Source organism: Silvimonas amylolytica (genome assembly GCF_014645555.1).
GTDB classification, from domain to species: domain Bacteria; phylum Pseudomonadota; class Gammaproteobacteria; order Burkholderiales; family Chitinibacteraceae; genus Silvimonas; species Silvimonas amylolytica.
Genome location: NZ_BMLY01000009.1, coordinates 21,698 through 45,877, shown reverse-complemented (window position 1 = coordinate 45,877; position 24,180 = coordinate 21,698). Strand labels below are relative to the sequence as shown.

The 24,180-nt window shown below is 57.9% G+C and carries 20 protein-coding genes; 7 read left to right on the top strand and 13 right to left on the bottom strand.

Features of this window, described 5'->3' with window-relative positions; all coding sequences use genetic code 11:
• The first annotated feature begins 131 nt into the window (after positions 1-131).
• Positions 132-4,772 carry a glutamate synthase large subunit gene (gene gltB, locus IEX44_RS19250; protein ID WP_188698046.1) on the top strand — a complete coding sequence of 1,547 codons (4,641 nt, stop codon included), beginning with the start codon at positions 132-134 and terminating at the stop codon, positions 4,770-4,772.
• Positions 4,772-6,238 (top strand): glutamate synthase subunit beta, encoded by a 1,467-nt coding sequence (locus IEX44_RS19245; RefSeq protein ID WP_188698043.1) that lies wholly within the window; start codon positions 4,772-4,774, stop codon positions 6,236-6,238. The genes gltB and IEX44_RS19245 overlap by 1 nt, the downstream gene beginning before the upstream one ends.
• Positions 6,239-6,311: 73 nt before the next feature.
• Here the strand turns inward: IEX44_RS19245 and IEX44_RS19240 are convergent, their stop codons facing one another.
• The 3 genes from IEX44_RS19240 to IEX44_RS19230 form a co-directional block, all read right to left on the bottom strand.
• Positions 6,312-8,081, bottom strand: coding sequence for a pectate lyase family protein (locus IEX44_RS19240; protein ID WP_188698039.1), 1,770 nt, complete (start codon positions 8,079-8,081; stop codon positions 6,312-6,314).
• Between the two features lie 303 nt (positions 8,082-8,384).
• Positions 8,385-8,804: a hypothetical protein gene (locus tag IEX44_RS19235; protein ID WP_188698037.1), complete on the bottom strand. Its 420-nt coding sequence runs from the start codon at positions 8,802-8,804 to the stop codon at positions 8,385-8,387.
• 171 nt (positions 8,805-8,975) lie between these two features.
• Positions 8,976-10,100, bottom strand: a complete 1,125-nt coding sequence (locus tag IEX44_RS19230) for an ABC transporter substrate-binding protein (RefSeq protein WP_188698035.1) — start codon at positions 10,098-10,100, stop codon at positions 8,976-8,978.
• Between the two features lie 127 nt (positions 10,101-10,227).
• Here IEX44_RS19230 and coaD point away from each other — a divergent pair, with 127 nt between their 5' ends.
• The 3 genes from coaD to IEX44_RS19215 all read left to right on the top strand — a co-directional run bounded on the left by coaD (position 10,228) and on the right by IEX44_RS19215 (position 12,507).
• Positions 10,228-10,728, top strand: a complete 501-nt coding sequence (gene coaD / locus IEX44_RS19225) for a pantetheine-phosphate adenylyltransferase (protein WP_188698032.1) — start codon at positions 10,228-10,230, stop codon at positions 10,726-10,728.
• A 125-nt stretch (positions 10,729-10,853) separates the two neighbouring features.
• On the top strand, positions 10,854-11,789 hold the full coding sequence (locus tag IEX44_RS19220) for a class I SAM-dependent methyltransferase (protein ID WP_188698030.1): 936 nt from the start codon (positions 10,854-10,856) through the stop codon (positions 11,787-11,789).
• Positions 11,790-11,892: 103 nt separating this feature from the next.
• On the top strand, positions 11,893-12,507 hold the full coding sequence (locus IEX44_RS19215) for a lytic transglycosylase domain-containing protein (protein ID WP_373287808.1): 615 nt from the start codon (positions 11,893-11,895) through the stop codon (positions 12,505-12,507).
• A 75-nt stretch (positions 12,508-12,582) separates the two neighbouring features.
• Here IEX44_RS19215 and IEX44_RS19210 read toward each other — a convergent pair whose 3' ends face one another.
• From IEX44_RS19210 to IEX44_RS19190, 5 genes are all read right to left on the bottom strand, one after another.
• Complete coding sequence (locus IEX44_RS19210) at positions 12,583-13,254, bottom strand: Crp/Fnr family transcriptional regulator (RefSeq protein WP_188698028.1); 672 nt, start codon at positions 13,252-13,254, stop codon at positions 12,583-12,585.
• Positions 13,255-13,372: 118 nt separating this feature from the next.
• Positions 13,373-14,143: an exodeoxyribonuclease III gene (xth, locus tag IEX44_RS19205; protein ID WP_188698026.1), complete on the bottom strand. Its 771-nt coding sequence runs from the start codon at positions 14,141-14,143 to the stop codon at positions 13,373-13,375.
• A gap of 83 nt (positions 14,144-14,226) precedes the next feature.
• Positions 14,227-14,697: a glutaredoxin family protein gene (locus tag IEX44_RS19200; RefSeq protein WP_188698023.1), complete on the bottom strand. Its 471-nt coding sequence runs from the start codon at positions 14,695-14,697 to the stop codon at positions 14,227-14,229.
• A 52-nt stretch (positions 14,698-14,749) separates the two neighbouring features.
• Positions 14,750-15,187 carry a hypothetical protein gene (locus IEX44_RS19195; protein ID WP_188698020.1) on the bottom strand — a complete coding sequence of 146 codons (438 nt, stop codon included), beginning with the start codon at positions 15,185-15,187 and terminating at the stop codon, positions 14,750-14,752.
• Positions 15,184-16,134, bottom strand: a complete 951-nt coding sequence (locus tag IEX44_RS19190; RefSeq protein WP_188698018.1) for a Nudix family hydrolase — start codon at positions 16,132-16,134, stop codon at positions 15,184-15,186. The genes IEX44_RS19195 and IEX44_RS19190 overlap by 4 nt, the downstream gene beginning before the upstream one ends.
• 114 nt (positions 16,135-16,248) lie before the next feature.
• Here IEX44_RS19190 and IEX44_RS19185 point away from each other — a divergent pair, with 114 nt between their 5' ends.
• Entirely contained in the window at positions 16,249-16,692 is a 444-nt protein-coding gene (locus IEX44_RS19185) for a hypothetical protein (RefSeq protein ID WP_188698015.1), read from the top strand.
• Between the two features lie 23 nt (positions 16,693-16,715).
• Here IEX44_RS19185 and IEX44_RS19180 read toward each other — a convergent pair whose 3' ends face one another.
• Positions 16,716-17,582, bottom strand: a complete 867-nt coding sequence (locus IEX44_RS19180) for an ATP-binding protein (RefSeq protein WP_188698012.1) — start codon at positions 17,580-17,582, stop codon at positions 16,716-16,718.
• 562 nt (positions 17,583-18,144) lie between these two features.
• Between IEX44_RS19180 and dapA the strand changes: the two genes are divergently transcribed.
• Positions 18,145-19,092, top strand: a complete 948-nt coding sequence (gene dapA, locus IEX44_RS19175; protein WP_188698214.1) for a 4-hydroxy-tetrahydrodipicolinate synthase — start codon at positions 18,145-18,147, stop codon at positions 19,090-19,092.
• Between the two features lie 5 nt (positions 19,093-19,097).
• Here the strand turns inward: dapA and IEX44_RS19170 are convergent, their stop codons facing one another.
• From IEX44_RS19170 to mutY, 4 genes are all read right to left on the bottom strand, one after another.
• A complete protein-coding gene (locus IEX44_RS19170; RefSeq protein WP_188698009.1) occupies positions 19,098-20,711 on the bottom strand; it encodes an arylsulfatase in 1,614 nt (537 codons plus the stop codon).
• 217 nt (positions 20,712-20,928) lie between these two features.
• Positions 20,929-22,158, bottom strand: a complete 1,230-nt coding sequence (gene argJ, locus IEX44_RS19165) for a bifunctional glutamate N-acetyltransferase/amino-acid acetyltransferase ArgJ (protein WP_188698008.1) — start codon at positions 22,156-22,158, stop codon at positions 20,929-20,931.
• A 138-nt stretch (positions 22,159-22,296) separates the two neighbouring features.
• On the bottom strand, positions 22,297-22,953 hold the full coding sequence (locus IEX44_RS19160) for an FAD-dependent oxidoreductase (protein ID WP_188698004.1): 657 nt from the start codon (positions 22,951-22,953) through the stop codon (positions 22,297-22,299).
• Positions 22,954-23,139: 186 nt separating this feature from the next.
• Positions 23,140-24,177 carry an A/G-specific adenine glycosylase gene (gene mutY, locus IEX44_RS19155; protein WP_188698001.1) on the bottom strand — a complete coding sequence of 346 codons (1,038 nt, stop codon included), beginning with the start codon at positions 24,175-24,177 and terminating at the stop codon, positions 23,140-23,142.
• Positions 24,178-24,180: the final 3 nt, after the last annotated feature.

Sequence of the window (24,180 nt, the reverse complement as noted above, 5' to 3'; positions counted from 1 at the left end):
AGATTGTAAACAGGCTCTGGATTATCGAATTATCGGAACCAGGCTGACGCAATGTCGGCCTTTTTTGACCTGTGCGTCGCCCGCCGAGATGAACTGGGTACGGGTGCGCTTAGCCAGAAGGAAAGACCGTGATGGATCACGTGATGCCCCAGCAGCAGGGGTTGTACGATCCCGCACACGAACACGACGCCTGTGGCGTTGGTTTCGTCGCCCACATGAAGGGCCAGAAGTCTCATTCGATCGTCGAACAAGGGTTGTTGATCCTGAAAAATCTGGATCACCGTGGCGCCGTGGGCGCTGACCCGCTCCAGGGCGACGGTGCCGGTATTCTGATCCAGATTCCGGATGCACTCTATCGCGAAGAAATGGCACGCCAGGGCGTGACCTTGCCCCCGTATGGTGAATACGGTGTGGGCATGGTGTTCCTGCCGCAAGAAGCCGCCTCGCGCGAAGCCTGTCAGGAAGAAATCGAGCGCGCCGTCCGTGTGGAAGGCCAGGTGGTGCTGGGCTGGCGTGATGTGCCGGTTGACCGCGCCATGCCGATGTCGCCGACCGTGCGCGCCAAAGAGCCGGTGATTCGCCAGATCTTCGTTGGTCGCGGCCCGGACGTGCTGGTGACCGATGCGCTCGAACGCAAGCTCTACATTATCCGCAAGTCCGCCAGCCATGCGATCCGTCGCCTGAAGCTGACTCACGGTCATGAATTCTATGTCCCGTCGTTCTCGGCCCGTACCGTGAACTACAAGGGCCTGTTGCTGGCTGATCAAGTGGGTGAGTACTACCACGATCTGGCCGACGCCCGTTGCGTGTCCGCACTGGCTCTGGTTCACCAGCGTTTCTCGACCAACACGTTCCCGACCTGGGATCTGGCGCACCCGTTCCGCATGATTGCCCACAACGGTGAAATCAACACCGTGCGCGGCAACGTGAACTGGATTACCGCGCGTGAAAAAGCCATCAGCTCGCCGGTGCTGGGCAAGAGCCTGGAAAAAGTCTGGCCGCTGATTTACCCGGGCCAGTCTGACTCCGCCTCGTTTGATAACGCGCTGGAATTGTTGGTCATGGGCGGCTATACGCTGGCCCAGGCTGTGATGATGATGATCCCGGAAGCGTGGGAAAAGCACACGCTGATGGACGACAATCGTCGTGCCTTCTATGAATACCATGCCGCGATGATGGAGCCGTGGGACGGCCCCGCCGCCGTGGCGTTTACTGATGGCCGTCAGATTGGCGCCACGCTGGACCGTAACGGTCTGCGTCCGGCCCGTTATCTGGTGACCAATGACGATCTGGTGGTGATGGCGTCTGAATCCGGCGTGTTGCCGATTGAAGACAGCCGCATCAACAAGAAGTGGCGCCTGCAACCGGGCAAGATGTTCCTGATCGATCTGGAACAAGGCCGCATTATTGATGACGGCGAGATCAAGGGTTCGCTGGCCAATGCCCGTCCGTACAAGGAATGGATTGGCAAGATCCGCATCAAGCTCGATGAAGTGCAAGACGCTACCGAACTGCCGGGCGCGCCCTGTTCTACTGTGCTCGATTGCCAGCAAGCCTTCGGCTACACCCAGGAAGACATCAAGTTCATTCTGGAACCGATGGCCAAGCTGGGCGAAGAAGGCACCGGTTCGATGGGTAACGACGCCGCGCTGACCGTGCTGTCGAACAAGGCCAAGCCGCTTTACGCCTACTTCAAGCAACTGTTTGCGCAGGTCACCAACCCGCCGATCGACCCGATCCGTGAAGATCTGGTGATGTCGCTGGTGTCGTTCATTGGTCCCAAGCCCAATCTGCTGGACCCGTCTGACATCAACCCGCCGATCCGTCTGGAAGTCTCTCAGCCGGTGCTGTCGGCTGGCGATATCGAGAAGATTCGCCACATCGGCAAGTACACCGGTGGCAAGTTCCGCTCGCACGAACTGGACATCTGTTATCCGGCCGCATGGGGCCCGGCAGGTATCGAGGCACGTCTCGCGTCGCTGGCTGCTGAAGCTGAAGATGCCGTCAAGAGCGGTGCCAACATCCTGATCGTGTCTGACCGCAAGATGGATCGCAACAATGTCGCGATCCCGGCGCTGCTGGCCACTTCCAGCATTCACCTGCATCTGGTGAACGAAGGCCTGCGTACCAGCACCGGTCTGGTGGTTGAGACTGGTTCCGCGCGCGAAACCCATCACTTCGCCTTGTTGGGTGGTTTCGGCGCAGAAGCCGTTCACCCGTACCTGGCGATGGCTACCTTGGCCGATATGGCCGGTGGCGATGCAGAAACAGTTGCCAAGTACCAGAAGCATTACATCAAGGCGATCGGCAAGGGCCTGATGAAGGTGATGTCCAAGATGGGCATTTCCACCTACATGTCCTATACCGGCGCACAAATCTTTGAAGCGGTTGGCCTGAAGAAGTCGCTGGTGAACAAGTATTTCACCGGTACACCGTCCAACATCGAAGGTCTGGGTCTGTTTGAAGTCGCTGAAGAAGCGTTCAAGCTGCATCAGGCTGCGTTCTCGGCTGACCCGGTACTGGCTAACGCGCTGGATGCCGGCGGTGATTACGCCTTCCGTATCCGCGGTGAAGAACACCTGTGGACACCGGATTCGATCGCCAAGCTGCAACACGCTACCCGTACCGGCAAGACCGAGACGTACAAGGAATACGCCGCGCTGATCAATGATCAGACCAAGCGTCACCTGACCCTGCGCGGCTTGTTTGAATTCAGCGCAATTGGCGATGCCATCCCGCTGGACGAAGTCGAGCCAGCCAAGGAAATCGTCAAGCGTTTCGCCACCGGTGCCATGTCGCTGGGTTCGATCTCGACCGAAGCACACACCACGCTGGCCATTGCCATGAACCGTATCGGCGGCAAGTCGAACACGGGTGAGGGTGGTGAAGATGCGCGTCGTTTCATTCCGCTCAAGGCGGGTGAAAAGCTGTCTGAAGTGATCGGCAAGGGCCGGATTGAGCGCGACTACACCTTCCAGGAAGGCGACAGCCTGCGTTCGGCCATCAAACAAGTCGCTTCCGGCCGCTTTGGTGTGACTACTGAATACCTGGTTAACGCTGACCAGATCCAGATCAAGATGGCACAAGGTGCCAAGCCGGGTGAAGGCGGCCAGTTGCCGGGTCACAAGGTGTCCGAGTACATCGGCTTCCTGCGTCACTCGGTACCGGGCGTGGGTTTGATCTCGCCGCCGCCGCACCACGACATCTACTCGATTGAGGATCTGGCTCAGCTGATCCACGATCTGAAGAACGTGAACCGCAAGGCGTCGATCTCCGTCAAGCTGGTCTCCGAAGTAGGTATCGGTACCGTGGCTGCGGGCGTGGCCAAGGCCAAGGCTGACCACATTGTGGTGGCAGGTCATGATGGTGGTACCGGCGCTTCGCCGCTGTCGTCCATCAAGCATGCCGGCACCTCGTGGGAACTGGGCCTGGCTGAAACCCAGCAAACGCTGGTGCTGAACCAGTTGCGTGGCCGTGTGCGTGTGCAGGTTGACGGTCAGATGAAGACCGGTCGTGACGTCGTGATTGGCGCGCTCCTGGGTGCAGATGAATTTGGCTTTGCTACCGCACCGCTGGTCGTCGAAGGCTGCATCATGATGCGCAAGTGCCACCTGAACACCTGCCCGGTGGGCGTGGCGACGCAAGATCCGGAACTGCGCAAGCGCTTCTCCGGCCAGCCGGAACACGTGGTGAATTACTTCTTCTTTGTTGCTGAAGAAGTGCGTGAAATCATGGCGAAGTTGGGCGTACGCAAGTTTGACGAGCTGGTTGGCCGTGCTGACCTGCTGGACAAGCGCGCCGGTATCGAACACTGGAAGGCTCAGGGTCTGGACTTCAGCCGTGTATTCCATCAGCCGGATGTGCCCGCTAGCGTGGCGCGTCTGCATGTGGAAAACCAGGATCACGCCCTGGAAAAAGCACTGGACAACCAGTTGCTGGCGCAAGCCGCCCCGGCACTGGAAAAAGGCGAGAAGGTCAGCATCACCACCAGCATCAAGAACATCAACCGCACTGCGGGTTCGATGCTCTCTGGCGCAGTGGCGGCCCGTTACGGCCACAAGGGTCTGCCGGACGACACCATCCACGTCACCCTGAACGGCACCGCCGGTCAGAGCTTTGCCGCGTTCCTCGCCAAGGGCGTGACGTTTGATCTGGTGGGCGAAGGTAACGACTACGTGGGTAAGGGTTTGTCTGGCGGCCGCATCATCATCCGCCCGAACGCCAACTTTGCCGGTTACACCGCTGACAACATCATCTGTGGCAACACCGTGCTGTACGGCGCGACCGAAGGCGAGGCCTTCCTGGCAGGTGTCGGTGGCGAGCGTTTTGCCGTGCGTAACTCCGGCGCAACCGCCGTGGTGGAAGGCACCGGCGATCACGGTTGTGAATACATGACCGGTGGCACTGTGGTGGTACTGGGCAAGACCGGCCGCAACTTTGCGGCGGGGATGTCCGGCGGTATCGCTTACGTCTACGACGTAGATGGCGATTTCGCGGATCACTGCAACATGGCGCAAGTGGCGCTGGAATCGGTTGCACCGGCAGCGGAACAGGGTGATGAACCCAAGCATCGCGGTCAGGCAGACGAAACCTTGCTCAAGGCGCTGGTTGAACAGCATCTGGCCGCCACGGGCAGCGCCCGTGCCAAGGCGATTCTGGCCGACTGGCCAGCCGCCCGTGCCCGCTTTGTCAAAGTGTTCCCGAACGAATACCGCCGTGCCCTGAAAGACATGGCCGCTACTGCCAGCGCCCCGCAAAAGGAGATCGCATAATGGGTAAGCCGACAGGTTTCCTCGAGTTTGAGCGCGTATCCGAGAGCTACGCGCCGGTTGCCGAACGTGTAACGCACTACAAAGAGTTCGTACTGCGTCTGGCCGATGACGCCGCCAAGACACAAGGCGCGCGTTGTATGGATTGCGGCATTCCGTTCTGCAATAACGGTTGCCCGGTGAACAACATCATTCCGGACTGGAACGATCTGGTTTATCGCGGCAACTGGCAAGAAGCGCTGACCGTACTGCACTCGACCAACAACTTCCCGGAGTTCACCGGCCGCATCTGTCCGGCACCGTGTGAAGCCGCCTGTACCCTTGGCATCAATGCTGACCCGGTGGGCATCAAGTCCATTGAGCGTTACATCGTCGACAAGGGTTGGGAAAACAACTGGATTGCGCCGCAAATCGCCCCGGTGAAAACCGGCAAGACCGTCGCCATCGTCGGTTCCGGCCCGGCCGGTATGGCTGCGGCCCAGCAACTGGCGCGCGCCGGTCACAGCGTGACCGTGTTCGAAAAGAACGACCGCGTCGGTGGCTTGCTGCGTTACGGTATTCCGGACTTCAAGCTGGAAAAGAGCGTTATCGATCGTCGCATGACGCAAATGGAAGCCGAAGGCGTGGTGTTCCGCACCCGCACACTGGTGGCTGTGGACGGCAAATTGCCGGCCGGTATCGTCAACGATGCCACCACCGTCATCAGCCCGGATCAGCTCAAGGCCGAGTTCGATGCTGTGATCCTGACTGGCGGTTCTGAAGTACCGCGTGATCTGCCGGTACCGGGTCGTGAACTCACGGGCGTGCATTTCGCGCTGGAATTCCTGATTCCGCAGAACAAGACGGTTGCCGGTGACGCGCCGAATCCGATCAGTGCTGAAGGCAAGCATGTCGTGGTGATTGGTGGTGGCGATACCGGTTCTGACTGCGTGGGCACCTCCAACCGTCATGGCGCTGTCGCCGTGACGCAGCTGGAAGTGATGCCGATGCCGCCGGAGCAAGAGAACAAGTCCATCACCTGGCCGTACTGGCCGGTGAAGCTGCGCACTTCGTCGAGCCATGACGAAGGCGTAGAACGTGACTTCTCAGTGATGACCAAAGAGTTCATCGGCGAAAACGGCAAGCTCACCGCGATCAAGTGCGTGCGTCTGGAATGGCAAGCGGGCAAGCCGGTGGAAGTGCCGGGCAGCGAATTCGAGATCAAGGCTGACCTCGTGTTCCTGGCCATGGGCTTTACCAACCCGATCGCCAGCATTCTGGAAGGCTTCGGTGTCGAGCGTGATGGTCGCGGCAACGCCAAAGCCACCACGGATGGCGCCGGTTGCTACGCCACCAACGTCGAGAAAGTCTTCGCCGCCGGTGACGTGCGTCGTGGCCAGTCTCTGGTGGTGTGGGCGATCCGTGAAGGCCGTCAGGCCGCGCGTGAAGTCGATGCGTTCTTGATGGGTTCTACGCTCCTGCCGCGCTAAGGTGTTGCTGGTTTGGCGTAAAGAAAAACGGCATCTTGCGATGCCGTTTTTTTATTTCTGCGTGACACCAACCTCAGTTGGTCGGGCTGAGCCACTGTGCGGTGGTCATGGTGATCCTGCCTGCACCGGCCTTGCTGTTGGGGCCGCTCAACAAATCCTTCAGCTGGCTGACTTCATGCATGTGCGCGGTATAGGTGGGTGTCCCGTTGTGCCATGCAAAGGCGATCTCCGGTGCCTGGTTTGGTCCCAGGGTCGAGTTAGCCCCATGGCTGTTCCCTTCCCACGTCGCCCAGACATTGCCCAGCGTATCGGTATAGGTCGATTGTTGTGACGCGACCGGCATTTGCGATGCCAGCAGCGAATGCATGACATCAAACGCCCGGATTGCACCGGTGTATGCCGGGTTGGACGGGTCCGACTGGTTGTTCCGCAACGGGGTCAGCACGCCAATATACGCGCTCTTGGCGATCTCCATCGAACCGCCCTCGGTAGAGATCGAGCCATTGGAGATGATCTCGAAGTGGTACTTCTGCGTACCGCCATTGCCATCCAGGTCTTTGGACAACTGTGCATTCTGGGTGACGATGTTGTCACGCCATACCTTGGTCAGCAGATTGTCTGAACTATCTGCATACAGGTTGTAGATATGCACGTCTCCGCTGCGTAGTCGGGGCATCCGGTCTTGCAGGTTCTTGAAATAGTCGTGATGCAAGGTGACGGTGTAAACGCTGGACTCTTTCAGATCAAGCGCACCAACAAGTGAATTTTTCTTTTGTGGTGTGGCAACGCGGATGATGTCGTCCTCACTGAAACCGGCTTTACGCAGGTAGTCGTACATCGGGTTGTTGGCCCGGTCTGCCTCAATCGCATCGAATTCATGCTGCATGAAGACCGGGTCTTCCGGCACGATTTCGCTCCAGGAGACGGTCACGCCGGTGGTGCCACCGGTTACGCTGGATGCGCCCTTGATGTCGGTGATGCCGTCATAAGCTTTGGTAAACGTGCAATGGTCGATCCACACGCCGTTCACCACGCCGCCGCCATCACCGGTGGTGATGAAGTCCCAGTCGTTCTTGTCGTAGTTGCCTTTGGTGAGTTCATCCCATTCCCACATCTCGGCAAACTTCAGATTACGCAAAATGATATTGCCGCCGTTCTTGATGTTGAATTCGGCGTGTCTGATGGTCGCGCCATTTTTTGAAAAGATCGTCAGACCACTAAACGCCTGGATGTTGATCAGCGATGTTCCTGCCGCCCGCATGGTTGTTAGCGTGGTGGCCGGCAGGTTGGAGGGGTTGTTTGTTGTCATGTTGCCGGTCTGGTTTGCTGCGCCGATTTCATTCCAGCCCAGGTTCAGATCCGCGGTAATTTCGATGACCTTGCACGGCGTCTTGGCGGTGGATTTGATGTTGTTGATCGCCGCGGTGAACTCGGTGGCATTACTGACCTTGCAGTAATTGGTGCTGGTTTCGGCAATCACGCCACCACCCGTGACGTTGGCACTTTGGGCGTAGCCTTCCAGGTTGAACAGCGAGAGGCTGCTGGTGGGCGCCGGGTTTGCCATGGCAACCGAGCTCTGCGTGAATTCGGTCGCGCTCGGGGTTGATGTTGGCGTCGGCGTCGGCGTCGAAGTTGGTGTAGGCGCGGGAGTTGGTGTTGTTGTGGGCGAGGGGGCCGGTGTTGGCGTGGTGCTGGGCTGCGTGGTTGATGCGGGCTGTGTCGAGAGATTTACAGCGTCAAAACCGCTATCGCTGCCACCGCCACATGCACCCAGAGTCAGCGCGGCGACCAGGATTGAAATGTGGATTGTTGTCCGACGGAACTGCGCTTGAGAGTCATGCATATCGATCCTCCTGTTTTTATTGGGCTTTCTTCATCCTGAGATTGATCAATCAGTTGATACAGGACGAAACATTCTGGAGGTGTGATATGGACTAATCCCAGCGCAGAAAAGATCCAGGGCGGCAAAAATCAAACGGTCGTGGAAAGAAGCAGAGGGATCACGGCAAAAGTCAGGCTTTCATGTTTTTCTGGCTGGCTGAGTGTTGCAGATTGAACACGGTAAGTCTGGATACAAGAGATGATGTAGTAGAAGACAGAAACGGGCCCTGCCGGCCCGCTTCTGTTGGTATATGCAGCCTGCTGTCTAGAACGTGATCTGGGTGTCACCACCGCTACGGCTGGCCACCTGGATACTGCGGCTTTGCGTGCGATCTTCCAGCGTGGCGTTGATCTTGTATTTGCCCGCTGGCAATTTGGCGTACAGATACGGGCCGGTGGTGGTGGTCTCAAGCACTACATCACCCTTGCCGTTGGCGATCTGTACCTTCACGCCGGACTGGAATTCGCCGGTTTTGCCAGTGAATAGCAGATGAACGTTGTAGTCACTGCGTGTTGATTTGAGCTGCGCCATTTCTTCATCACCGATGCCACCGGTGATAAATGTGCCGCCATTTTCGGTTTGCTGGGGCTGCAGTGCTTGCGCCATGTCTTCGGCCAGGACTTGCCCGGTGTAAATGGCCAGCGGCAGGGCGCACAGCGCCAATAGGGACTGGATGCGTGTCATGGTGTTTTCTCCTTGTCGCAAAGGGCCAATGACCCTACAGGTTGGACGAGAAGAAAACGCGACGGTTGCATCCTGTTTGCCGCAACGTATTGTGGGATGTGGCCCACAAAATATAAAAAAACCGGCCCTGAGGCCGGTTTTGCTTGCGAACCCTTGATGCGTCTTTATTGATCAGCGCGTGAGCGTACCCGTAGGCGAGATCATGGTCAGTTCAACAAAGTTCGAACCCAGTCGGCGTTTGTCGGAGAAATCTACCGTAAAACCACCCAGATCGAATTTGCGCATATTGGATAGCGCGGTGTACACGCTGGCCCGGGTTGGGTTCTTGCCGGCGCGCTTGATGGCCTCAGTCAACAGGCGCGCAGAAATGTACCCTTCCAGCAAGGCGTAGCTCGGGTAGTCACCCGTTTTCAGGAACGGCTCGGCGTCTTTCTGGAAGTCCCGGATCAACTTGAGCTGAGCATTGGTGGGTGCCGGGAAAACCTGAGACAAGCCAATACCATGCGCGGTACCCACGCCGACGGCTTTGGTGACCTCGTCATACTGGATGGGCGACAAACCATACAGCTGCGAAGTGCCACCCAGCGCTTTGTATTGCTTGGTGAAGGTCGCAGCCGGTTTGGAGATCGCCACCAGCACAATCGCTTCCGGATTGATTTTGGCCAATGTTTGCGCCGCACCGTTGGTATCGCCTGTGTTTTTGTCGTACCAGGCTTCACCCGCCAGCGTCAGCTTGCGTTTGGCCAGTTCGTTCTTGAGCGCCGTGTACCCTGCTTCGCCAAAACCATCCTTCTGTGCCACGACCGCAATGCGGGTCACCCCGAGGTGGTCATTGAGCAACGAGACAATGCGTTCAATCTCGTCGGTATAGCTGGCACGGGTCTGGAAAAAATACGGGCTGCCCGGATTGCGGATGCTGTCGGCTCCGGAATAGGCGCCAACCAGTGCTACACCGGCGTTATCCAGCATTCTGGATTTGATCAGCTCTTGCATCGGCGTGGTGCCGTAGTAGCCAATCAGGGCGACAGCGTTTTCTTTTTCAAGCAGGTCGTGCGTGTTGGCTAACGTGCGGGTAGCGTCGTAGCCATCGTCGCGGGTGATCAGGTTGATCGGTTCGCCGTTGATGCCGCCTTGGGCATTAACGCGACCAAAATAGATAGAAGCCCCCAAGGCCAGTGCTTTGCCGGTGTCGCCGGCCAGCCCTGAAGTGGGAACAGACTCACCGATATTGATGTCGGCCTGTGAGGTAGCCGTGGCCATCAATGCCAGCGTAAGCAGGACATTGCGCAGAATCATGGATCTCCCCCAACTCTATTTTTTGTGTGGACTTCACGCCAAACCAGTTGCCGGATTTTTTCCGCGTCATCCTGATTTAACATTGGGTGATGTTATAGTGGCGACTCGCGTCTGGAAAGGAAATGACATGCGGCGTGGCGTTTATGCCGGTAGCTTCGATCCGGTGACTAACGGTCACCTCTGGATGATTGAACATGGCGTCCGTCTGTTTGACGAGATGGTGGTCGCTATTGGTGAGAATCCTGACAAACGGTACACCTTCAGCGTGGATGAACGGCTGGCCATGTTGCGTGAAGCCACGCAACATTTGCCCAATCTGCGCGTAGAGTGTTTTGAGAACCGTTTTCTTGTCGATTACGCCCGTGAGCTGAATGCGGACTACATCATCCGTGGCATTCGCGAGGCCGCCGATTATGAGTTTGAGCGCAAAATGCGCTATGTAAACGCGGATCTGGCGCCGCATATCGACACCATCTTTCTGATGCCCCCGCGGGAGATCGCGGAGGTCAGTTCTACCATGGTGAAGGGCCTGGTCGGCCCTGCCGGATGGGAGGATGTCGTTGGCCAGTACGTCCCCGAGCCTGTGTTCAAGCGCTTACTGGCCATGTCAGGCCGGCAGCGTGGCTAGGGCTGTTGCCTGGCTGCAACAACCGACCGGCGGTTATGGAGAAAACCCTCCTGGCTGCCGGTTAATTTTTTGTGTCAAAGAACATGCCGATCGATGAGTGGCATGACAAATGGATAGTACTTTGAATGCCTGATATCGCCAGTTACAGCAACCGGCTCGCCAAAAATTTCAAGCGCCTTTCCAAATGGGCGCGGCGTGAAGACCTGACTTGCTACCGCCTTTATGACCGAGATGTTCCTGAGTTTCCGGTCATCGTGGATTGGTATGACGGCCACGTGCAGTTGCAAGAGTACGACACGGGCTGGGTGCAGACCGAAGGCGCGCATGAAGAATGGCTATCGGACATCTGGTATGCCACGGCCGATGCGCTGGGCATTGATGAAGACCTGGTCGCCATCAAGACGCGCGCGCGCCAGCGCGGCACTACGCAATATGAAAAGAACGACGCCGAAGGCGAGCAGTTTGTTGTCACCGAGCGTGGTCTTAAGTTTCTGGTGAACCTGGATGCCTATCTGGATACCGGTCTTTTCCTGGATCACCGCAATACCCGGCAGCGGGTGCGAGAAGAGGCCGCGGGCAAACGTGTGCTGAATCTCTTTTGCTATACCGGCTCGTTCAGCGTGTATGCCGCAGCGGGTGGTGCGAAGAGCACCACGTCAGTGGATCTCTCTAACACCTATCTGGACTGGACTGCGCGCAATATGGCGCTCAACGGTTTTGACGGGCCGCAGCATCGCCGCGTTCGGACGGACGTACTGCAATATCTGGAAGAAACGCTGGATGGCGGCTGGTTGTATGACCTGATCATTCTTGATCCACCGTCGTTCTCAAACTCAAAGAAAATGCAGGGTGTGCTGGATGTTCAGCGCGACCATCGCTGGATGGTGGAAAGCTGTCTGGATATGTTGCATCCGGGCGGCGTGCTGTATTTCTCCAATAACCTGCGTAGCTTCAAGATGGATGAAGCCTTGGTGCCTTTGTGTCAGGACATCAGTGAGCAATCTGTGCCTGAGGATTTCCGCAACAAGCGGATTCACCAGTGTTTCCGCTTTCAAAAGTAGGCTGAAACAGTTTGGCCGGGTCAGCGGTGTGGCTGATCGGCCATATGGCATTGACCCTGAACCGTGCTCGGCTTACAGTCGCGCCATTGTGCTGTGTTGATGTGTGACCGTGAAAAAAGCGTTATTTATCTGCCTGTTAGCTGCCTCTGCTCTGGCATGTGCCGGTGCCCAGAAAGAAGAGGCATTGTCCACCTCTGTGCAAAGCGCCATGGCGCGTTCGGTGGGCGATGGCATTCAGCCCCGGCTGGTCTTTGATAACAGGGCCGAGGGAGAGGCGTGGCTGAATGAAATGTCGAATCGTCTGGTCAAGAAGATTCCAGACGAATTCATGCGCCGCAAGTTGTTGACGGCCGTGCAGTACGAAGCCACCCGGGCCGGGCTGGACCCGCAAATGGTGCTGGGCCTGATCAATGTGGAGAGCGGGTTTAATCGTTATGCGCTCTCCAGTGTGGGCGCGCGGGGCTTGATGCAGGTAATGCCATTCTGGGTGCGTCAGATTGGCAGTGCTGACCAGAACCTGTTCGACATGAATACCAATCTGCGTTACGGCTGCACGATCCTGCGTTATTACCTGGATGTGGAAAATGGTGATCTGTTCCGCGCACTGGGCCGCTACAACGGTAGCCTGGGGCGACCGGAATATCCCAACATGGTCTATGGGTCCTGGAAGAATCTGTTTGCGTGGAAAGACATTGGCGGCAATATCGCCAGCAAGTAATGTGCAGATGTCACCAGAGAATGAAATAAAAAACCCGGCACAGGCCGGGTTTTTTATTGGTCAAACTGCGCGAGCTCAGTGTGGCAGTTCGTCCGGTTTGAGCAGGCGCAGATAACCGCCAGACAAATCCACCAGGCCATCATCAACCCACACGTTTAGTTGCTTGTTGACCGATTCGCGGCTGGAGCCCACCAGATTGGCGATCTCTTGCTGCGTCAGTTTCAGATCAATCAGCACACCGCGATCAGTCTGATCACCATGCTGCTCGCCCAACTGGCGCAGCATCTTGCCCAGACGTTGCGGGAGATTCAGGAACAGGGTGTCTTGCAGCAGATCATCGGCGGAGCGTAGACGCTGGCACAGGGCGGCGATCAACTGGCGCATCACCTTGGGGTGCGACTCCAGATATTCCATGACCGATTCGCGACGCAGGACCAGCAACTCACATGGCTCCAGCGATTCGACGCCGGCTGAGCGCAGACCACCGTCGAGCATGGCCAGTTCGCCAAACACTTCGCCTGCTTCAAGCAGACTCAAAGTAGCCTCACGGCCGTCATCCGTGCTGCGGACCACTTTCAGGCGGCCGTGCAGGACGGCATACATTTCGTCCCCGGCTGTGCCTTGGGAAATCACGGCTTGCTTGGCGCGCACGGTACGCAATTCCGCATGCTGCGCCAGGCCTTCCAGTTCGTCGGGCGTCAGCTCGCAAAACAGGCTGCTGCCGGACAGGAGTTTTGCTTTATCCATATGAATTCAGGCGGGTTTTGTTGGAACGCGCTCATTGTGCACCAACACTGCGCCGCTGTCGCTTATCTTGCGTGCTGTGCCATTGTCATTATTGACGCTGAAGTGCCGGGGAGGATGATTAGTCAGCCAGCGTCACAATGACCGGTGTGTGATCGGATGGCCGTTCCGCGCGACGCGGTTCCTTGTCGATGACGCATGCGGTCACCAACGGCTTGAGGGCTTGCGATACCAGAAGATGGTCAATGCGCAGACCGGCATTACGCTTGAACCCATACATACGGTAATCCCACCAGCTGAAGGATTTTTCCGGCTGGTCAAACAGGCGGAACGAGTCGGTCAAACCCAATGCCAGCAATTGGCGGAAGGCAGAGCGTTCCGGGCCGGATACCAGCACTTCACCTTCCCATTTGGCCGGATCATGCACATCACGATCTTCCGGGGCGATGTTGTAATCGCCGGCCAGGATCAGCGCGGGGTGGATTGCCAGCTCACCTTGCAACCAGTCGGTAAAAGCCTTGAGCCAGGACAGCTTGTAGACGTACTTGTCTGAATCCAGGCTCTGACCATTGGGGATGTACGCGCAGACGAACCGGATACCATTGACGGTGGCGGCGATCACACGCTTTTGCTCATCAGCAAACCCCGGGATATTGATACTGACATCGGTAATTGGCGCGCGTGCAATGATCGCCACGCCGTTGTAGGTCTTCTGGCCGGCAAATGCCACGTGAAAACCAGCGGCTTCAATCTCGGCCTGTGGAAACGCGGCATCTTCCAGTTTGGTTTCCTGAATGCCCAACGCGGTAATGCCAGGGTTGGCGGCCAGCCATTCCAGTACCTGGGGCAGGCGGATTTTCAGACTGTTCACATTCCAGGTGACAAATTGCATGGTGTAGGTCCGGAAAAACAAAACGCCGCAAAAGGCGGCGCATCGGTTGAAATCGGGGCGGGTGCGCCATCTGGCGCAACCGCTTAGTGCGCGGGTGGCGCTACATGATAACCGGCCTTGTCCAGAACGGCTTGCCAGAGTGACAGATCCCAGCCTTTATAGACATCGCCCCCCACAGCCAGAACTGGCAGGGGGCTATTGGTGTCGCCCGTCAGCTTGTAGAAACTGAGGACTTCCTGCTGGGAGCCTGAGATGGAGTGCAGCTCGTAGGGCACTTTGTTGCCATCCAGCAGTTCACGCGCGGCGTTGCAAGGTGGGCAGTTATCGACAACGTACAAACGAATGCCGGACTTGGCAGCCGCGGCTGCGCTGGCGCTACGCCCGTCGGTGACATTGGCTTTGATGGCGCGCAGGGTGGCTTGCGGGAAAATGGGGCGATCACTGTAATGCAGGTTGCCGTTGTCATCACGCCACTGGTAAACCGAAGCGGCTTGCGCAGGCCAGCCACTTGCCAGGAGGCAGGTCAGAACCAAAGCAAGAAGTCTGTTTTTCATCCCCTGATTATGCCTTATGCGGGTGGCATCGGTCAGGGGTAAAACTACGCATTCAGCGGAGCCGGACGGCCAATATCACCTTGTTTTTGTTGACGTTTATTGTCAGCAACCAATCGTCGCGTGACTGCGTGCAAAAAGGCAGGGCCGAGCGGGTTTGCCATTGACCTTTGGCATTGGGCGTAAAGTGAAAACGATTGGGGCCCATGTCCATGCCTGCCATTTTCCAGCTGGCTGTGGCTGCAGCGATCGGGGCGCCGTCCAGAGTCAGTGTGAACGGGCGTGACGGGCTGATGGGCTGGTCACTCTGAACGCGATATTCATGGCCATCACTATGAAAAAGGCAGCTTTGGGCGAGATCAGCGCAGGGTATGCTGAGGGCTTCTTCTGTACCGGTGCGTTGCCCCGGCTGGAGCCAGCCCTGGCTCCAGCCGAAATAAAACCCCGTTGCCAGCAGCGCGAACGCAGCACTGGCCCACGCGCGCCAGTTCACTGCCAGGCTCCAGACAGCAAGGCTACGCCGTGTGCGCCGTAGGTTTGTGACTCAGCGACATCGGTAGCCGACAATCCGCCGATGGCGTAGATCGGAAACGGCCAGCCTGCGTGGGTCAATGTATTGAAACCGGTCCAACCCATCGGCGCGGCGCCGGGGTGGCTGGCGGTGTCTTTGATATGTCCGGCCAGAGCGTAGTCGACACCGATCTGCTGTGCTTGTGTCAGTTCTACCTGGTTGTGGACTGATGCACCTACCCAATCCAGCCCGCGCGGGCGGTGGTGCTGTGCCGCGGCGGCACGCGCAGACAGGTGTACGCCATCGGCGCCCAACGCCAGCGCCAGATCAATACGATCATGCAGTAACACGTGCGCCCCGTGCGAGCGGGCACGCACCAACACGGTTTGTGCCAGATCGGCATATTCAGCTTTATTGAGTGAGGGCTCACGCAAAATGAGCCATTTCAGCCCGTGCGCGAGCGCGGCATCAAGACGCGCCAGCCAATGCTCTTTACCCAGTTGCGCTACGGCAGAAAGCGCCAGCGTGGCGGGTAGTTGCAGGCCGCGCATGATCGGGCCATTGGCAGGCAGGATGGGAGACACGGTCAGCGCGCGATTGGCTTGCCATGCAAATTGTTGGCCCTCACGGGGCTGGATCTCTCCGAGCCAGCCAGTCACGCGAAAGAAATGCAACCTCACTGTGGCATGTGGGTACGTGAAGGTCTGGGTCAGCCATGGGTGAGCGGCGGTGACCGTAATACCCATCTCTTCGTGCAGTTCACGTGAGAGTGCGTCCAGCGCGGTTTCACCCGTTTCCAGTTTGCCACCGGGAAACTCCCAGAACCCGGCAAATGGTTTGCCTGCCGGGCGGCTCCCCAACAAAAACTGACCGTCCGGCTTCACAAGAATGCCAACTGCGACATCCACAATACGTATTTGATCTGTCACTGGATGACTCCGTTGGCGAGGTCTATGTAGGCAACCGGAAAGAAAACATCTAAGATCATCTTTGCTTTAGTCACTAGTAAGTAATGGCTCAACCGTTCACAACCGGCGCTCATCGTGTCACAGCAAATCACCGAAATCCAGCCTGTTACCGTCGCCCAAAGCTGGCGACTGATCAACACGCTTGCCCGCGCGCCAGGTACGGTCTGCAGCATTGTGGCGGCCGCGCCGGAGCGTGTGGTGGGGGAGCATGCCTGGGGGCTGTCGATTCAGGTACTGATTGTGCAAGAGGACGGCTGGTATTTGCTGCGTGGCGCAGCCCCGACATCGCTGCAAGACCTGGTGGAAGGTTTGCGCCAGAGTGGCCGGCCGGCTTTTTTTGTTACCGGCAAGGTGCGTCCGTTGACATCCGAGTCTATGGAGGAAGCCGCGCGGCATTTGATCCATGTGCCGCCGCGGCTCATGTCTGAAGCCACCTTGCAGCAGTTCTACAAACTGTTCACACCTTCGATGGGTGAGACCGTGCGTTTTGTAGAACCGCTGTTACAGCCGGCGGAATAACCCGCCGATTGCGTCATGCACGATCAGTGGCTACCCGCCCAGTCCCGTGCAAACTGCCACGCAATCCGGCCGCTGCGCGCGCCACGACCTAGCGCCCAGTTCAGTGCTTCACGCTCCACGGATTCATTCCATGCGGTCTGGCCAAATTGCGCCAGCCAGTGTTGTACTGCGGTCAGGTACTCCTCCTGGCTAAACCCGTAGAACGACAACCACAACCCAAAGCGTTCAGACAATGCGATCTTTTCTTCAATCGCTTCGGCAAAGTGGATTTCATCGCCGACGTGTTTGGTTTGTTCGTTCTCGCTGAAGTATTCCGGAACCAGGTGACGGCGGTTGGATGTCGCGTAGATCAGCACATTGGCGCTGGGTGCGGCGATGGAACCATCCAGCGCAGTTTTGAGTGCTTGATAGCCATAGTCGCCTTCTTCAAATGACAAGTCGTCGCAAAACACCAGATAGTTTTCCGGGCGGTCAGCAATCAGCGCGACGATATCGGGCAGATCAGTCAGGTGTGCCTTATCGACCTCAATCAGACGCAAGCCGGTGTCACGGAACTCGTTCCATGCTGCTTTCACGAGGGAGGATTTGCCGCAACCCCGTGAGCCGGTCAGCAATACATTGTTGGCCAGTTTGCCGTTCACAAACTGGCGGGTGTTTTCCACCAGACGCTGCTTTTGCAGATCAATATTTTGCAGGTCAGTCAGGCTGACCTTGTGCACGTGCTTGACCGCTTGCAGATAGCGATGACCATTCTGCACGCGCCAGCGATACGCCACCGCAGACCAATCCGTGGTCGGCGGGGCAGGGGGCAGAGCGGCTTCAAGGCGGTTGACCAGGGCTTCAAGCTGTTGCGAGAGTTTCTCGAAATGCGGGTCCAGTGGGTGGGCCATGTGTGTGCTCTTGACGTTGGACAATGGAAAATCGGCTGGATACAAGCGTACACGCTCATATCTGGCGGTTCGACCCCAACCATTATTTCAAATGGAATCAATTGCGCAAGAGGTTGTTCTTGCCGCAGAAAGCGTGTGTGCAGGCAGTAGCGGGTGAGCGCTGCCGGCGCAAGTCGGGCGGTGGATACACGCCGCAGATGTGTGGTGCCCGTGTAGGGCGATCCGGGGGCTTGCGGAAGGGGTACTTTACACCGGTCCACGTCGTCCGCTACATTTGAGCGTCATAAATTTTTTCGGAAGTCGTCGTGAACGCCGTTTCCAGTTCTCACTCCTGCATGACCAGTCAGCATCACGCTGAGGGTGTCGCACGTGTGAACGTGGCGTTTTCTGCCGTCTCCAATAAATCCAAAAAACAGATGCGCCGCTGACGGGCCATCTGTCCCGTCGGGCGCGTACCGACGGGACTGCCAGCATCAACTTGCCTGAAACACCGATTTGCAGACCGCCGGGACCGCCTCCAGGGACCGCTTTGCAAACCGTGTTTGAAACCAGAGAGGCAATGATGACTGTATCTACCGTAATCGCTCCATCTTCCCCGCAAGCTGCGCTTGAAGTGCAATCTCAAAGTGTCGACCCGCGCCGCGCATTTACCGGTGTCTGGGTGCCACTGGTTACGCCATTTCGTGATGGCGCGCTGGATGTCGCCGGGCTGGAAAAGCTGGTCTTGATGCTGCTGCGCCAGGGCGTTGATGGTTTTGTGGTGTGTGGCACCACAGGCGAAGCTGCGACGCAAAGTGAGTCCGAGCAGTTGACGCAACTGCGTCTGGTCCGGGCACTGGCTGGCAATGTGCCGGTGATCATGGGTGTGAGCGGCGCTGACACTCACAGCATGTGCCGCTGGATCGAGCGCATCGAAGCGCACGGCGCCAGTGGCTTGTTGATCAGCCCTCCCCAATATGTACGGCCATCTCAAGAAGGTATTCGCTTGCACTACGAGGCGCTGGCTGCGGCCACCAGTTTGCCCATCGTGCTGTACAACATTCCGTACCGTACCGGCGTGAACATGGAGTTGGCCACGATCAAGGCATTGGCGGCCAATCCGCAGTTTGTGGCGATCAAGGAAAGCGGGGGCGGCAACCTGGTGCAGTTGTCCGGGCTGATTGAAGAAACGCCTTTACGCGTTCTGAGCGGCGAGGATCATCTACTGTTTGTGAGTGCGTGCATGGGCGGGCACGGCGGGATTGCCGCAGCGGCTCACATCCGTCCTGACCTGTACCGGCGCATGCTGGCGTACGTGGCTGCCGGTAATTTGCCGGCAGCCCGACAACTGGCCAGTGCGTTGTCGCCGTTGATCAAGCTGTTGTTCAGTGAGCCCAACCCCGGACCCCTCAAGGCTGCACTGGAGATCATGGGCGTGATGCGTAACGAACTGCGCTTGCCCATGACGCCAGTGTCTCCCGCTTTGTACCGGCAACTGGAAGAAACCCTGCCGGCCATTTTGGGTTTATGAAACGACTAGAGCAGTGACGGCGCGGGGATATCCTCCAGGACGCCGGTTTCGCGCACATATTGCTGCCAGGCGTTCAGCAAGCCGCTGAGGATATCCGGCCGGGCTTCGGCCTGGTCGTGAATTTCGCCGGGGTCTTGTGAGAGGTCATACAGTTGCCAGCGGGAGGGGCCGGCCGGTTCAGGAATGAACACGGCTTTCCAGTCTCCCTGGCGGATGGCCTTGCGGCCAAACAACTCCCAACCGGTCACGTGGTCCTGTGGATGCGTGTGCTCTGAGCGTGCCTGCAGCCACGGCAGCAGCGAGCGTCCACGGACCGGCAAAACCTCACGATCCCGGAAGCGGGGAGCCGGATGCTGCACGCCTGCCAGTTCCAGCACTGTTGGGGCGATATCCATTACTGTGGCGAAATCGTGGCTGATGGTGTTCTGGCGCGCCAGTTTGCCGTAGTGCAACAGTGCTGGCACGCGGATCCCGCCTTCAGTCGTGAATGCCTTGTACAAACGTGCTGGTGCCGTACCTGCTTGCGCCCAGCGTGGGCCGTACCAGATATACGAGTTGCCCCGGCCCAGATTGGCCAGACTGTTATCGTAATGGGTGTCGATCACCTGTTGCAGATTCGGGCCAAACGCTGGCAACGCTTCCAGCAATGCACCTTCTGCACCGTTGTCGGACAAAAACAGGATGACCGTGTTGTCGAACTGGTCGTTGGCTTTGAGTTGTTCAATGACCCGGCCAATGTTCCAGTCCATGCGCTCGACCATGGCGGCGTAGACGGCCATGGTGCGGGCAGAGAAAGCTTTCTGGTCATCGGTCAGCGCAGCCCACTCAGCATTGGTCGCAATAACTGGATGCGCTTCGACGTTGGCATCAATCAGGCCGAGGTCTTTCAAACGCGCCAGGCGTTCAAGTCGCAACGCGTCTGGTCCGCTGTGATAGCGATGCGCGTATTTGGCGATCAGTTCATCGGGTGCTTGCAGCGGCCAGTGCGGTGCGGAGAAGGGCAGGTAGGCAAAGAACGGTTTGCCTTCTGGGATATCGGCCAGATAACCCAACAAGCGATCAGTGAAGTAGTCGCTTGAGTAGTAATCATCCGGCAGGGCTTTCACATATTCGCCGTCTTCTGCATATAAACCTCGGGTGCCCTTTAACAAGCGCGGGGTTTGGTCCGGCGAGATATCCGCTTCAAATCCATAATGATTGGCCGCGCCGGGCAGCAGGGCAAACGACTGGTCAAACCCGCGCGCATGCGGGCTGCGTTCTGGCGTCAGACCCAAGTGCCACTTGCCCGACATGATGGTGTGATAACCCGCGTCTTGCAGGATTTCGGGCAGCGCTGCGACCTGATCATTCAAGTAACCCTCATAACCCGGTTTGCCCGCGTGGGCAGGAGTGAGGATTTCGGCAAAGGTGCCCAACCCGGCCAGATGGTGATCCGTGCCCGAAAGCAGCATGGCGCGCGTGGGTGAGCATGCAGAGGCAGTGTGAAAGTCGGTGAAACGCAGGCCCGCGTAGGCCAGTTCATCTAGATGTGGCGTCGAGATTTCACTGCCGAAGGCGCCGATATCGGAAAAACCGAGATCGTCGGCAAGGATTACCAGAAAATTGGGTTGCGTAGTCATCATTTATCCGTGGCGAGAGGTCAGACAAAGGCCGTTGCGGCCAGTGACGGGCCGCACGTCTCCAGGCAGGATAAATATAACTAAAGGAAATTTAAATTGTTTTAAATATAATATTTATGAATATGCAAACAAGGGGCCGAGTGATGAATGCACATGCTTATAACAAAAACGGCCCAGACAAGTCCGGGCCGTTTTTTTGGGGCGGTCAAACGATGGATCAGCTGCGGTAATCGGCGTTGATCTTCACGTAGTCATACGAGAAATCGCAGGTCCAGACAGTCGCCTTTTCTGTGCCACGGCCCAGTTTTACGGTGATGGTGATCTCCGCTTCTTTCATCACGCGCTTGCCTTGCTCTTCAGTGTAGCTGGCTGCACGGCCCCCGTCTTTGGCGACCAGGACATCGCCCAGCCAGACTTCCAGTTTGTCGACATCCAGATCGGGCACGGCTGAGTAACCAATCGCACAGAGGATACGGCCCAGGTTGGGGTCGCTGGCAAAGAAGGCTGTCTTGATCAGAGGCGAACGGCCAATGGCATAGCCGACGGCTTTACATTCCTCGCGACTGCTACCGCCTTCCACTTCGATGGTCATGAACTTGGTGGCGCCTTCGCCGTCGCGGATGATGGCTTTGGCCAGCGTCTGGGCGATATCAAGCACAGCATCACGCAGTGTGGCGAACTCGGCGCTGGCTTCATCGGTGATCTCAGGGACACCGGATTTGCCAGTAGCGATCAGAATATAACTGTCGTTGGTTGAGGTATCTCCATCGACCGTAATGCTGTTGAATGAGCGATCCGCAGTGAACGACACCAGTTTTTGCAGTAGTGCTTGCGACACGGCTGCATCAGTCGCCACATAGCCCAGCATGGTCGCCATGTTCGGATGAATCATGCCGGCGCCCTTGCTGATACCGGTAATGGTGACCGTTTTGCCGCCAATTTGCACCTGACGGCTAGCCGCCTTGGGAGCGACATCGGTCGTCATGATTGCTTGTGCCGCTTGTGCCCAGTTGGCTGGTGCCAGATCAGCTTGCGCAGCGGGCAGGGCACCCATGATTTTTTCGTGTGGCAGCGGTTCCAGAATGACGCCAGTGGAGAACGGCAGGACCTGTTCCGGTGCAATATTCATCTGGCCCGCCAGCGCCACGCAGATGGCCTTGGCGCGTTCCATGCCATTCACGCCGGTACCGGCGTTGGCGTTGCCGGTATTCACCACGAGCGCGCGGATATCACCGCGGGCGGCCAGATGCTCGCGACACAGACGCACCGGGGCGGCACAGAACTTGTTCAACGTAAACACGCCCGCGGCGCGGCTACCTTCAGCCAGTCGCATGACCAATACGTCCTTGCGGCCCGGTGTTTTGACACCAGCAGAAGCAATACCCAGTTCTACCCCGGCAACAGGGTGCAGGCTGGACGGATCGAGTGCAGGCAGGTTAACCGGCATGGCGCGTGTCCTTTTCAAGTAATGAAGTGCGAATCAAACCCGCAAGCATACCGGATTCGCGTGATAATCGGCATGGTGGAGCGCACGCAAAAATGCCCGGTAGAACCGGGCATTCGGGGAAATCAGTTCCAGACTCGCCTAGTGCTGGGCTGCAAGACCCGGTGTGGCGGCGTTCATGATGGATGCCATGGTCCGCTCCAGGTCGATGATCTCGACCGGCGTAGTGCTGGTAGCCTCGGTATTGACCGGCCAGGACTGCGGCAACCAGTGTGTGCAGGCATCCGCCGTGATCACCACACGGTCAGCCCGCATGATGCCATTCAAGGTATAAACGCAGCCTTTTTCCACGGCCAGAATGGTGCGGCCAGGGAAGTAATCAATACGCTGGGACAGCCAGCATTTGAGTGTGCGTAGCGCTGCGCCCAGGTCGATCTGTTCTGCATCGCTGCATGGCGGAAAACCCGGAAGCGGGCTATTGGCCAGCCTTGCGGCACCGCTCAGGCAATCACGCAGTACGCGCGCTTCCAGTTCATCACGCTGCAAGAGCGACACGCCAGCAGCCTCTTCCTGACCACCAGGCACCCGTTGCCAGCGCTCTTGTGCAGGACGACCTAGCGGCAGCAATTGCGGCGGCAGACCCTTTTGCAGGATAAGGCCGGCTTCTGCCGGCGCGCGATCACCGGCGCCGCTTTCCAGCAGCGCCACGCTCAGGCCTCGCTGGTGGGCAACCCAGGCCCGGGAAAGCCCGGCCAGGCCACTGCCAACGATCACGATATCCCAGGCTTGTTCACGCATATCCCATCCTTGAGGGATTTCTACATCATTGTTGCAATTGAGGTTTTTGGTTGTTTGAAGACCGCTGCCCATTCATTCGACCGTTCAGTCTGGAGCGCAGCATAACGGCTATTTGCGACACCAGCACGACGGTTCGTCAGCTTATCTTGTAAGTTTATCGGCTTTGTTAAGCAAATTGGAAATTGCTTATACAGACGGTAGCAACAAGAGCTTGCGCAACGGGGTGGGAATGCCTGCGGCGAGGGCCTCATGGCGGGTAAACCAGCGTGTCTGATCTGACTTGAGCGCATTGGCGCCGACCACGTGCGCAGGCTGCGGCGTGATGGTCAATCTGAAGTGGGTGAACACGTGAACCAGCTCCGGCAAAACGGGTTCCAGCGCAATGTTCATCCCGTAGCGCCGGGCAAAGTCGGCCTCGGCTTCAAGCGTGGACGGGGTTTCCGGCAGAGCCCATAAGCCACCCCAGATACCGGTGGGCGGGCGTTGCTCCAGCAAAATGCGTTCACCGTCCCGCACCATCAGCATGACGGTCTGGCGTTCCGGGATTTTCTTTTTGGGCTTGGGAGCGGGTAGTTCCAGCTGTCGGCCTTCACGGCGTGCCACGCAGTCTTCTTGCATGGGGCAAGTGAGACAGGCGGATTTTTTGGGCGTACAGACCGTGGCACCAAGATCCATGATGGCCTGTGTGTAGGCAGGCATCTCCTGGCTGGCCGGCAAGAGCGATTGCGCCAGATCCCACATGCGGGTTTCGATGGCTTTGCTGGCGATATTGCCGTCGATGCCCGCCCAACGTGCCAGTACGCGTTTGACATTGCCATCCAGAATGGCAGAACGCGTGTTGAAACTGAATGCGGCAATCGCCGCAGCAGTGGAGCGCCCCACGCCGGGCAGGGTAACGATGTCTTCGGGGGGTTGCGGGAATACCCCTCCAAAGTCTGACATCACTTTTTTTGCGGCCGCGTGCAAGTTGCGGGCGCGAGTGTAATAACCCAGGCCGGCCCACAATGCCATGACGTCATCGTGCGGTGCCGCGGCCAGGTCAGCCACGGTGGGGCAGCGCGCCAGAAAACGTGCGTAATACGGAATGACCGTGGTGACTTGCGTTTGCTGCAGCATGATTTCCGATAGCCACACACGATAGGGATCGCTGACTTGCCAGGGGAGATCATGGCGACCATGGCTGGCATGCCAGGCAAGCAGGCGTTCGGCAAACGAATCAGTCACGGA